The organism is Oryzibacillus soli, assembly GCF_051594765.1.
GTDB lineage: Bacteria > Bacillota > Bacilli > Paenibacillales > NBRC-103111 > Paenibacillus_AR.
This window is the reverse complement of record NZ_JBPPGJ010000003.1, coordinates 254,544-266,368: the sequence shown is the minus strand read 5'-3', so window position 1 is coordinate 266,368 and position 11,825 is coordinate 254,544. Positions and strand designations below refer to the sequence as shown.

General features: G+C 54.0%; 12 protein-coding genes. 10 read left to right on the top strand and 2 right to left on the bottom strand.

What is annotated here, in order from left to right; genetic code table 11:
* Positions 1 to 74 precede the first annotated feature (74 nt).
* The 5 genes from ACSEXW_RS05410 to ACSEXW_RS05390 all read left to right on the top strand — a co-directional run bounded on the left by ACSEXW_RS05410 (position 75) and on the right by ACSEXW_RS05390 (position 4,871).
* On the top strand, positions 75 to 992 hold the full coding sequence (locus tag ACSEXW_RS05410; RefSeq protein WP_438445084.1) for a helix-turn-helix transcriptional regulator: 918 nt from the start codon (positions 75 to 77) through the stop codon (positions 990 to 992).
* A gap of 165 nt (positions 993 to 1,157) precedes the next feature.
* On the top strand, positions 1,158 to 2,285 hold the full coding sequence (locus ACSEXW_RS05405; protein ID WP_438445083.1) for an acyl-CoA dehydrogenase family protein: 1,128 nt from the start codon (positions 1,158 to 1,160) through the stop codon (positions 2,283 to 2,285).
* A gap of 23 nt (positions 2,286 to 2,308) precedes the next feature.
* A complete protein-coding gene (locus ACSEXW_RS05400) occupies positions 2,309 to 3,127 on the top strand; it encodes a phosphate/phosphite/phosphonate ABC transporter substrate-binding protein (RefSeq protein WP_438445082.1) in 819 nt (272 codons plus the stop codon).
* Between the two features lie 78 nt (positions 3,128 to 3,205).
* Positions 3,206 to 4,399, top strand: coding sequence for a cobalamin-independent methionine synthase II family protein (locus tag ACSEXW_RS05395; RefSeq protein WP_438445081.1), 1,194 nt, complete (start codon positions 3,206 to 3,208; stop codon positions 4,397 to 4,399).
* A complete protein-coding gene (locus ACSEXW_RS05390) occupies positions 4,383 to 4,871 on the top strand; it encodes a hypothetical protein (protein ID WP_438445080.1) in 489 nt (162 codons plus the stop codon). The genes ACSEXW_RS05395 and ACSEXW_RS05390 overlap by 17 nt, the downstream gene beginning before the upstream one ends.
* Before the next feature lie 15 nt (positions 4,872 to 4,886).
* On the opposite strand, the gene ACSEXW_RS05385 is transcribed toward ACSEXW_RS05390, so the two are convergent.
* The gene (locus ACSEXW_RS05385; RefSeq protein ID WP_438445079.1) at positions 4,887 to 5,744 is read right to left on the bottom strand and encodes a selenium metabolism-associated LysR family transcriptional regulator; all 858 of its coding nucleotides are present in this window, start codon (positions 5,742 to 5,744) and stop codon (positions 4,887 to 4,889) included.
* 193 nt (positions 5,745 to 5,937) lie between these two features.
* Here ACSEXW_RS05385 and ACSEXW_RS05380 point away from each other — a divergent pair, with 193 nt between their 5' ends.
* Entirely contained in the window at positions 5,938 to 6,402 is a 465-nt protein-coding gene (locus tag ACSEXW_RS05380; protein ID WP_438445078.1) for a nuclear transport factor 2 family protein, read from the top strand.
* A gap of 290 nt (positions 6,403 to 6,692) precedes the next feature.
* Here ACSEXW_RS05380 and ACSEXW_RS05375 read toward each other — a convergent pair whose 3' ends face one another.
* Entirely contained in the window at positions 6,693 to 8,045 is a 1,353-nt protein-coding gene (locus tag ACSEXW_RS05375) for an MATE family efflux transporter (protein ID WP_438445077.1), read from the bottom strand.
* Positions 8,046 to 8,182: 137 nt separating this feature from the next.
* Here ACSEXW_RS05375 and ACSEXW_RS05370 point away from each other — a divergent pair, with 137 nt between their 5' ends.
* The 4 genes from ACSEXW_RS05370 to ACSEXW_RS05355 all read left to right on the top strand — a co-directional run bounded on the left by ACSEXW_RS05370 (position 8,183) and on the right by ACSEXW_RS05355 (position 11,822).
* Entirely contained in the window at positions 8,183 to 8,908 is a 726-nt protein-coding gene (locus tag ACSEXW_RS05370) for a TetR/AcrR family transcriptional regulator (RefSeq protein ID WP_438445076.1), read from the top strand.
* The gene (locus tag ACSEXW_RS05365) at positions 8,905 to 10,011 is read left to right on the top strand and encodes an MBL fold metallo-hydrolase (protein ID WP_438445075.1); all 1,107 of its coding nucleotides are present in this window, start codon (positions 8,905 to 8,907) and stop codon (positions 10,009 to 10,011) included. Before ACSEXW_RS05370 ends, ACSEXW_RS05365 begins: the two co-directional genes overlap by 4 nt.
* 132 nt (positions 10,012 to 10,143) lie before the next feature.
* A complete protein-coding gene (pnuC, locus tag ACSEXW_RS05360) occupies positions 10,144 to 10,821 on the top strand; it encodes a nicotinamide riboside transporter PnuC (protein ID WP_438445074.1) in 678 nt (225 codons plus the stop codon).
* The gene (locus ACSEXW_RS05355; protein ID WP_438445073.1) at positions 10,818 to 11,822 is read left to right on the top strand and encodes an AAA family ATPase; all 1,005 of its coding nucleotides are present in this window, start codon (positions 10,818 to 10,820) and stop codon (positions 11,820 to 11,822) included. The genes pnuC and ACSEXW_RS05355 overlap by 4 nt, the downstream gene beginning before the upstream one ends.
* Positions 11,823 to 11,825 lie beyond the last annotated feature (3 nt).

The window sequence follows — 11,825 nt, the reverse complement described above, 5'->3', positions numbered from 1 at the left end:
GGGCCGGAGGATAAAGGTGTAGAATAAGGAATGGGTGATATTCCCATTACAGGTTCCGGATTGGAGGCTGTTCCATGAAGCTGGATCGCTTGCTCGCGATTACGATGACCTTATTAAATCAACCCCGCGTCAGCGCAACGGACCTTGCCAAGCGATTCGAGGTTTCCCTGCGAACGATCTACCGCGACATGGAAGCGATCAATCAAGCCGGTATCCCCATAGTGTCCTTCGCCGGATCGGATGGAGGGTATGAGATAATGCAGGGCTACCGATTGGATAAGCAAGTATTGTCGCTGGAGGATTTCGCCTCCATCTGCTCCGCCTTGCGCGGAATACGGTCCGCGGCGGATCATTCTGAGATCGATCCATTGATCGAACGAATCGGCGCGCTAATGCCTAAGAACACAGCGAGGGATCCGATCTATATGGATCTCGATTTCAAGCCGGCACCCAATGATAAAGTGCATATCGGCCCCCTGCACCAGGCGGTCAGAGACCTTCAGCTTGTTTCCTTCACCTACTTAGATAACAACGGGGTGGAAACCGAACGGAAGCTGGAGCCGATGGGTCTTTTTCTCAAAGGATATGTCTGGTACGTATACGGGTACTGCCTGACCCGAATGGACATCCGCGTATTTCGCCTGTCCCGTATAGGTGAACTGAAGATTTTGCCGGACCATTACATGAGGCGGGATTATTCGCTGGAAGATGTCGAACAGCAATTCATGAGCAGAGCGGATTATAAGAAGGTGCAAGCAGTATTACGGTTTCAACCGGTGATGAAAACCCGGGTGCGCGATGAATTCGGGTTCGACCAAGTCCAAGTGAATGCTGACGGCACCTTGTCGCTCACCACCTATTTCTCATCCATGGAACGTGCCATCGCCAAGATCTTGAGCTTCGGCAGTATGGTGAAAGTATTGGATCCCCCGGATTTATTCATGAATGTGAACCGTGAAATCCAGAATATGGTGGAGCTGTACGAGCTTTGATGAGGGCCATCCGACGCAGGATGGCCTATATTCCATTTTCTTATGGACTATATGAAAAATTATCACCCTATCTTTGAAAATATGATATATTAATTTAGATGAATTCTTATCGACTCGGAATGATAATCTACCAAACAATATTAAGAAGCAAAGGAAGGTCTCATTATGGAATCGATCTATCAGAGATGCAGAGATTTTGCAGCGTCCTTCATAGCGCCTTATACGGATCGGACGGACAGCGAGTCGAGATTCCCCGAGGAATCCTTCAAGGCGCTTGGGGAGCAGGGCCTCCTGAAGCTGCTGATTCCGGAGGCATACGGCGGGTTCGGCAAAGGACTGGAGGAGCACGCCCAGGCTTGTCTGGCCTTCGCGGAGACCTGCTCCACCACGGCTCTATGCTATATGATGCATAACGTTGCCGTCATGTGTCTGGTCACCCATGGCAGCGAAGAGCTGAAGAAGAGAGTCTTCACCGATGTTGTAGAACACGGGAAGTTCCTGGCGTTGGCCTACAGCGAGTTCGGGACCGGCACCCACTTCTATCTTCCGGAAATGACGGCGGTGGTGAGCGGCGACCACACCACGTTCAACGGGAAGAAGAGCATGGTCACGTCCGCATCCTACGCGTCCTACTATCTCGTTCTGGCACCTTCCGTGGAGGAAGGGAAGATCAACAACTGGGTGTTCCCTCTGGAAGCCGAAGGCCTTTCCTTCGAGATGTCCGGTTGGCAGGGGATGGGGATGCGGGGCAATTCGTCCTGCCCCATGCGGGTAGACCAAGTCAGGCTGGATTCCTCCTACCGCATCGGAGCGGAAGGCACGGGCGAGGAGCAGGTCTTCCAAGTCGTCGCTCCCTTCTTCATCACGGGGCTTGGCGCGATATACAGCGGGACGGCCCTGCATATGTTCGAGGTGGCCAGCGGCCATGCTGCGGGCCGGAAGTACCCGGATGGCAGATCGCTGTCCCATATTGAGACCGTTCAGGTCCATATCGGGAACATCTACAAGCAGGCCTCCGCCGCGAAAGCCATCACGCTGGAAGCGGCCCGAGCCGGGGCTAACGGAGAAGCGGACGCCCTTGCCAAGATTCTGGCGGCCCGCATCTTTGCCTCGGAGGCCGCTATCGAATGCGGAAGGCTGTCCATGAGAGTGGGCGGAGGGAAAGCTTACAATAAGGCGCTTCCGTTGGAGCGGCTGCTGAGAGACGCCTATGCCGGTCAGATTATGGCTCCAAGCGCCGACGTTCTGACGATCTGGCTTGGAAAAGCATTGACGGGTCAGATGATTCCCTAAAGAAAACAAAGGAGTGAGCTCCGTTGAGTAATACGAGAATAAGAGTCGGTGCGGTGATATATGATCCTAGGGTTACCGTGATCTGGGGGATCATCGCGGATTTTTTCAAAGAGGAAGGGCTGGAAATCGACTGTGTCTTCTACAAGGATTATGAAGGTCAGGTCGACGGCTTGATGAATCGGGAGATCGATATCGCCTGGAATTCCCCTCTGGCATGGCTGGATACCTACTTAAGGACCGACGGGAAATGTCAGATGGGATCCATGAGGGATACGGACAGAGACCGGAATACCGTCTTCGTTGTCCGCAAGGACAGCGGCATCACCGACCTCAAGGGGCTGAGAGGCAAGACGATCGGCTTCGGAGCCATCGATTCGCCTCAAGCAAGACTGATCCCCATCAACCACTTGCATCAGAACGGACTGGAGTATGGGGCGGACTATGTGGAGAAGAGGTTCGATATCGGCGTGGGGCTCCATGGAGACCATGTCGGAGGCGAGCTGGATGCTCTCAAGGCCTTGATGGCGGGCGAGGTGGACGCCTCGGTCACGCTGGACCTGAACTGGGAAGCTTGGAAGAAGGATGGCACCGCCGATGAGAATCAGCTGGTCTGCATCGATACAACGGCGTTGTTCGACCACTGCATCTTCACGGCACATCCGGATTTCCCGGTCGAGAGGTTCGCAGAATGGCAGAAGGTGCTTCACCGCATGGATTATACCAACGAAGCCCATCAGAAGATGATGGATATGGAAGGCTTGAAGGAATGGGTGGAAGGCAGAACGACGGGATTCCAGCAGCTGCGCGAAGCCAATGACTATCTGAAGTTCTTGAATAAGTAATTCCCCGAAAAGAGAAGCGTGGAGCTTTCCGCTACTTCTCTTTTCCCTATTTCTATATCACTTCGGGAGATTGAGACGATGAATAAGCAGATACCGTTATTCCCCACTTCCTTAATCGGCAGTATGCCCAGATCCAAGATGGTGCTAAGCGCCTTGAGAATGATGAGAAGCGGAAGGATCGACCCCAACGACTTCAAGCGGCTTATCGAGGAGGAGACCGGCAAGGTCGTCAAGCTGCAGGAGGAGCTGGGGATCGACATCATCACAAGCGGCGAGCTGGGACGGGATAATTATGTGTCCTTCGTCTCCGGTAAGATCGGCGGGGTACGAATGATGAGCATGAGTGACATGCTCGATTATGTGGATGACAAAAAGGCGTTCGAGGATATGCTGACCGCACTGGATGTTCCGGCTGTGAGTATTAAGAATGCGATCTGCGTGGGGAAGCTGCAGTACAAGGGGGATATCGTCGCCAACGAGCTGCTGAGCCTGAAGAGGTTCACCGACAAGCCCGTGAAGATCACCTTGCCGGGCCCCTATCTCCTTACCCGGTCCATGTGGCTTCCGAACCTCTCCGGTCAGGCTTATGGGAGCAAGGAAGAGCTCGGACAAGACGTGATCCGGATTCTGAAGGATGAGATCGATCACCTCGTAGGCATAGGGGTTGATGTGATTCAATTGGATGAGCCGGTATTAACCGAGGTGGTGTTCACCGAGGGAAAACCAAGGTCCTTCATGTGTGCGGCCCTCTCCGAGAGGAAGGATCCGAAGGAGGAGCTTGAATTTGCCGCTTCCTTGATCGGACCGGTCATGGAGCATCTCGGACGGACCGGGACGGTTGCTTCTCTGCATGTATGCAGAGGCAACTGGAGCAAGAAGGAAAGCACCTTATTGACCGGACCCTATACCCCGCTCCTGGAGCTGTTCGCCAAGGTCAATCCGAACTTGCTGACCCTTGAATTCTCAACGCCCCGAGCTGGGGAGCTGAATTCCTTGCTGGCTGATGCGAGGATTACCGGGCATACGGCGCTTGGCTTAGGTGTGATCAACCCGCGTACGGATGAGATAGAGGCTGTAGATCCAATCGTTTCACGAGTGGAGGAGGCCTTGACCTATCTTCCGCCGGAGCGGGTATGGCTGAATCCGGACTGCGGATTCGCGACCTTTTCCAATAGTCCGGTCAATGTCCTTGAGACGATATCGGGCAAGCTCCGCTCCTTAACGGAAGCGGCTGCCATCCTAAGGAGAACTTATCATGAAGCGGGCCAATGAGGATGCAGCCTCCCTATACGAGTCGAAGCGGTACGATATCAGCTTCCGAGGAACCTCGAACGATCTCTCCTCGGTGAAGATCTATACGAATAAGAACAGCTTTCAGATCGAGAAGCAGATCAGCTTTGACTCGGAGACCAAACCTATCAGCAGTGTGGAATACTTCGCAGGCTCCGTGTTAAGCAGCATCCTCTTATCGTTCCTGGAGCAGTCGAGAAAAAGAGGCTCCATCATCGAAGAGATGGAGGGGGTCTTGAACCTCTCTCTGGAGAACCCTCTATCGATGCTTGGCGTCAAAGGGTATGACGAAGAGCCGGTTATCCGAAGCATAACCGTGACGGTCTTCTTATATGTGGATCTGGAGGACCCGGCTTTTGATGAGTTTTGCCTGGAGGCGCTGGCCAAGTCCCCGATCTACAATACGTTAAAACGGTCCATGGAGCTGGAGGTTTTGTTCAAAAGGCTGATTTGAAGGGCCTTCTCTCTATCAGACGGGGGCCGTTGCCACTTGCACGAACGCCTCAAGAAGGGCTTGGCTGGAGGAGTCGCGCATCCATACCAAGTAAAATTGCCGCTCCGCCGGCAATTCCTGCACGACCTGAAGGCGGCCCTGCTGAATCAGGCTTTCGACCTCCAGATGGGAGACAACGGCAAGTCCCATTCCGGCTTCGACCAGCTGGATGATGAGCCCGGTATCGCTCACCTCTGCGGCACATTTCACTCGATCCGGCATCAGCCCCATGGCGGACACGGCCTGCTCGAAGGCGGCTCGCGTGCCGGAGCCGGGTTCCCGGAGCACGAACGGACAATCCCGCAGGTCCCGTTCCGCCCATTCGGGCTGGTTGGAGATGATGACCAGCTTGTCTGCCGCCATAGGGATGTATTGCGCCTCGGGATGCTCGGGCTTGGTCCCCACATAGGCAATATCAATGGAGCCGCGGTAGAGCGAATCGAGAATTTGCTGCGAATCCGTCACGGCGACGGATAATTCCACATGCGGGTAGGTAGAGTGAACGTTCATCAGGATCTTGGGCAGCAGGTGTTTGGCAGGGATGGTGCTGGCGCCGATGCGCAGGAGACCCGACAGCTGGCTGCTTGCACGGTGGCAGGCATCCGACAGCTTGTTCCATATCGCCAGAATATTCTTGCCGTTCGCATAGACTTCACGTCCGGCTTCGGTCAGCTTGATCCCATTGTCTTCCCGCCGCAGCAAGGTCACGCCGAGATTGGCCTGCAGGCGCCCAATCTGCTTGCTGACGCCCGGTTGGCTGATATTCATCGCATCGGCTGCGGCCGTAAAGCTCCCCAGCTCGCATACCTTTATGAAGGTCTCCAAGTATTTCATATCCAACGGGAATCACCTGCTTACACATCGTTATTACGCATCATACCTCACACGAACAAGCCTTGCCAAGGAACGCGCCAGTCGGGGGTTATCATGTCGCTTTCATACAATACAGCGGCTGCCGGACCATGAGAGGATGAAAGGGATGGTACGGCTTCGTTCAAGGTCCATCAATGAAAGGGAGGAATGTGTTGTGAGCGACAACCAAGAAATCATTCCATGGGTGAACAAGCTGTCTATAATGGAGACGGTATCCCGATTTGCCCTGCACGCGGATAATCGGGAGTGGGAGGAACTGCAGCGCCTCTTCACAGAAGACGTACAATTGGATTACACCTCCCTAACAGGCGGAGAGCCCGCTACGATTCCGGCGAAAGTGTTGATGGACAGCTGGCGAACCGCATTGACCCCTTTGAAGACACAGCACCTGATCTCCAATCATGTCATTGACTTCGAGAATGAACAACAGGCAACCTGCCACGCCTACTTTCAGGCGCAGCACGAACTTCCCAACCCCTTTGGCGGCAGCCAATGGACCCTTGGGGGGAAATACCGGTTCCGGCTTGTTAAACAAGAAGCCCATTGGATAATCGCGGAATTGACCATGACCGCCGTATGGGCGGCTGGAAACCAGAACATTATGAACCTGGGCAAGTAAGGATTTCATCGGGGTGAAAAGGATAGGCCTTCCCGCAAATATGGCACACGACTTCGATGGAACGGCCCGTCGTGCAAGCGTCCATCAGCTCGTCCTTGTCCCCCATAAGGCATATCGGTAATGCCCGGATGCAGATGTCGTGAAGCTGCATCACATTTTATCCTTGAAGCAGCTCGGTTTTGCTTTATATCCAATCCACCGTATCTATACTCGATACCAACGGGCGCTCGTAGGGCGCCTTTTTTACAAAAAAAGAGGGCCATCCCGTCAAGGGTGGCCCTTTGCCTTTTCTACTGAACCAAGGCTTCCATATCCGGCTGCAGCCGGTTCCGCAGCACATACAGCATGGCGGCTCCAACTAGGAACGCCACGGCATCCGCAATGACGAGCGACCAGACCACCCCATGGAAGCCGTTCGTTTGGTTGGCTACATAGAGCACGGGGATCAGAGTCACTCCCTGAATGACCGACATGATGAACGCGGCGGTTCCCTGCGCCGTTGCTTGGAAGATCCCCGTGAACAGCGTGGTCATTCCGGTAATAAACAGCGACAGGAACGTCACGTGCAGAATGTAGCTGCCCATCTCAATCAATTGCGGGTCATTCGTAAACAAGCCGATCAAGTGGTCCGATATCAGATAGACGATGATGCCGAATACGACTGCTAATGCCACGATGGTTTGGATGGTAAATCCAATGGTTTGTTTCATGCGCAGTTTGTTCGCGGTGAAGGTAAAGGCAATAAGCGGCACGACTCCCTCGCATAGTCCCATCAGAATAAACTCCGGGAATTGCAGCAGGCGGGAAGAAATGCCGTAAGCGGCAACCGCCTGATCTCCATACGCCACAAGAAAATGGTTAAAGACGAGCGACATGGCCCCCAGGAAGACGCTCATCACAAAGACGGGGACTCCGATCTTGAATACATTGCCGAGAATGTCCTTGGACAGCTTGAACCATCTTATGGAGACGGTTAGGAACGGGCTCTTGTATCCCATATGGAAGACATAGAAGATACTCGCAACCAGGTTCGAAATCACCGTAGCGGATGCGACGCCGATTACACCCCCATGGATCACGAAGATAACCAGCGCATCAAGGATCATATTCACGACAACACTGAGCATCATCCCGATCATTGATGTGATGGCCGCCCCCTCCGAGCGTACGATATTCTCCAGTGTGAAGAAGAGGACGACGCATGGCGAACCGATGAGCATCAGCGTAACGTAGTCCTTCGTAAAGCCGAAGGAGTCAGGCGTTGCCCCCAGGCCGCGAACGATGGAATCGATGAACGGGAGGCCTACAGCCATCACGATGAGTCCGAGAAGAAGGCTGCTATATAAGGCGAAGGAGGACACCTGCTTCACATCCGTCAATCTTTTCTCCCCCAGCAAACGGGAGATGAATGCGCCGCTGCCGATGCCAATCAAGTTCCCCAGTGCCATAATGACCGCAAACAACGGCAAAGTGAGCGCGAGTGCGGTTAACATGGCGGAATTCTGAAGGGTGCCGAGGAAATAGGCGTTCAAGATGGAATAGATGACGCTCATGGACGTGCCTAACATCATCGGTACGGCGAAGTGGGCGACGGCTTTAGCGATCGGGGCTCGTTCAAAGTAATGGAGGTTCTCTGTATCCATGCGGATCACCACTTTCTGCAAGTTTTAAAAACCTAATCTAACAGTGTTAGATTGAAACCTTACAGTGTTAGATGATATCATGAACATAGAAACCTGTAAAGCATAAACTTACACTGTTAGATAAAAGGGCGGATTCGATGAAAAAGCAGCAGCCTCAAATTTCGGAGGACAAAATTTTGGAGGCTTCATGGGTGCTTCTTGGAGAAGAGGGCATCGAGAAATTCAGCATGAGACGATTGGCCGACAGACTGGGGATCCAGGCCCCTTCTCTGTACTGGTACTTCAAGAGCAAGCAGAGCCTCTATCAGCGTCTGGCCAACCAGGTCTCGAAAATGATCTTGGAGGAGTTCCACTCCGAGGGGGACTGGAAGGAGCAGCTGACGGGGTTAGCGGTGACGGTGCGGCGTGTGCTCAGCCGGTATCCCTGCTCCACCCAGCTCATGATGATGACGCTGCCCCACGAGCCGGACATCATCCGCTTCACGAACCGGATGCTGCTCTGTGTGGAAGCGACGCCGCTGGAGCAAGAGCACAAAATTCAGGTGGTTACGACGCTTGTGAACTATGTGTTCTACTTCGTTCTGGACAATTACCAGCATGAGCGCAATGTCTCTACTATGCTGAATGACCAGGGAGCCGCCCCCGGCGAGGAGATGGTTCGCCTTCTGAATGGCATGAGCGAGCAGGATGCGGGATTGTTCCGGAGGATGTTCACGAATGGACTGTTCGAGCTCATGGGGACCGACCGGGCGTTTGAGTTCGGCTTGAGGCTGATTCTGCTGGGGATTGAACAGGTCATCGAAGAGCAGATGAAGGAGAACACAAAGACGCGATTCGATTCCAGAGAGGTTGATGAACAATGATCGTGATACTCCTCGTGATAGCGGCACTGGGCGTTGCCGCGGCATTGGTGATCAATCTGCATCCCGTATTCGGGGGCAACCCGAGCAGGGAGCAGAAGGAGCGGTACTTGACACTCGGCCATTATGTGAAGGGGAAATTTGTGAATCAGGTGCCGACCAAGATGGACATTAGCGTATCGGAGTACGTCTCGATGCTTAAGGAGACCTTATCAGGCGCCGAAGGCCGTAAACCTGCCGGTCCGCTGCTCGTTTCCAAGGTGGATTGGAGCAGGATCAACAAGGGGGAGGACAGCCTTACATGGTTCGGGCATTCCGCCTTTTTACTCACCCTCGACCAGAAAAAGCTGCTTATCGATCCGATGCTGGGGCCGGTAGCCTCGCCCGTGTCCTTCGTAGGAAGCAAGCGCTACAGTAAGGATCTGCTGCCGATCATCGACGAGATGCCGCGGATTGATGCGGTATTGATCACCCACGATCATTACGACCACCTGGATTACCCCTCGATACGAAAGCTGAAGGACAAGGTCGGTCATTTTTTCGTCCCCTGTGGGGTAGGGACCCATCTGATCCGGTGGGGAGTCGCCGAGGAAGCCATCACGGAGCTCCATTGGTGGGAGGAGGTGCAGTTCCAAGGCTTAACCATCGCCTTGACGCCCTCCCAGCACTTCTCCGGAAGAGGGCCCGCCAATCGGGATACGACCTTGTGGGGGGGCTGGGTCATCCTGGGGTCTAGTACCCGGTTCTATACCAGCGGAGATGGCGGGTACGGTGCACATTTTCAGGAGATCGGAGAGAAGTACGGCCCCTTCGATATAGCGTTAATCGAGGGCGGCCAATATGACCGGCGCTGGTCTTGGGTTCATATGACGCCCGAGGAAGCCGTACAGGCTCATGCGGATGTGCGGGGGAACACGATGATGCTCATTCATTGGGGAGCCTTCACCCTTGCCTATCACGGTTGGGCTGAGCCTATCGAACGGGCAATAACGGAGGCTGCAAAAGCGAATGTGAGGCTGATCGCCCCCCAAATCGGAGAAACCGTTGCCTTACACGGAGAGCTGACCGCCGCCGCGAATGCCCCATGGTGGAAATCACCGGTATGATCACCGGACTAAGCGTTGAAAAAAAGCAGGGCCGCCCATATAGGGCGGCCTTACTTCGTATGGCAAATATTTCTTGCCAATGATAGTAACATAATGTTACTATCATAACAACACGAAGATGAGGGTGAGCATATGGGGAAATTACTGAAAGGCTGGAATCTCTTTGAGCTGGCGTGGTTAGGTTTGTTTTCGGCAGTGGCAATCGTTCTGACGATTCTGATGAAGGATACTTTCTTTGGGTTTACGGTCTTCATAACGGGAGTGCTGTGTGTGGTTCTGGCGGCCAAGGGCAGCCTGATGACCTACGTGTACGGCATGTATAATACCTTCGGTTACGCCTATCTGGCTTACACCAACGGGTTGTATGGGGAGCTGATGCTCAATCTGCTCTTCTTCGTCCCGATGAATGCCATCGGATTCTATATGTGGAAGAATCATCGGCACGGCGGCAAGCTGGCCATGCGGCAGATGAGCCGGAGGAACCTGCTCCTTGTAGCCGCAGCATGTCTCGCCGGTACCTTGGGGTTAGGCTTCGGTCTATCCTTCATAGCCTCGCAGAACTCGCCTTATATCGACGCCCTGACGACGGTGCTGTCCGTGGCGGCAACCTTTTTGATGGTGTATCGGTTTAAGGAGCAGTGGCTGCTGTACATCGTGCTGAATATGTTCACCGTGCTGCTCTGGGTGATTCGTATGATTGACGGAAGTCCGGATGGCGGCATGATGATCGTCATGTGGGGGGCCTACTTGGTGAATGCCGTCTACGGTTACTACACTTGGAACAAGGGTGTGAAGGAGGCCCAGGTATGAAGACGCTGGGTTTGACTCTGGGGAAGTTCGCCCCGCTGCATAAAGGACATCAGTACATGATCGAGACGGCCCTGAGTGAGGTCGATGAATTGATCGTGGTCATCTACGATACGACCGTTACCACTATCCCGCTGCACATTCGAGCCAATTGGATACGCAAGCTCTACCCCACGGTTCGGGTGATCGAGGCTTGGGATGGTCCGGACGGGTATTCGAATGACCGGGAGCACGAGATCCGGGAGGAGCAGTACATTCTGGGGATACTGAAGGGCGAGCAGGTGACCCACTTTTATTCCAGCGAGTTCTATGGGGAGCATATGAGCCTGGCGCTGGGGGCCGTCGACCGGAGAGTGGATGAGGAACGGAAGCAGGTTCCGATCTCGGCAACGATGATTCGGTCCGATCCTTATCGGCATCGGGCCTTTATTGACGATCTCGTATACCGGGACCTGATTACGAAGGTGGTATTCGTCGGTGCGATGTCGACAGGCAAGTCCACCATAACCGAAGCCTTGGCCCGCAAGTATGGGACGACATACGCCAGCGAATACGGAAGAGATTATTGGACGGAGCATCAAGTGGACCGAAGAATCGGTCTGGAGGCTTTTGACGAGATTGCGGTCGGGCATGTGGAACGGGAGGAGCGGGCCCTACAGCAGGCCAACCGGTATCTGTTCGTGGATACGAATGCCATTACCACCTACATGTTCGCCTTGGATTATCATGGCCGTGCGCCGGAGCTGTTGACCCGGATGGCTATGGAAAACGCGCAGAGGTATGACCTGTTCTTCCTATGCGACGACGACATTCCTTATGAGGATACGTGGGACCGGAGCGGGGATCAGAAGCGGCACGTCTTCCACAAGCAGATTATCGCGGATTTAAAGGAACGGCGCATTCCCTACATTACGCTGCGGGGCAGTCTGGAGGAGCGGATGCGCAAGGTTGACGAGGTGTTGGGGCGGTTTAGGCCATACGCTAACTTTTACGGAGAGAATTGAATG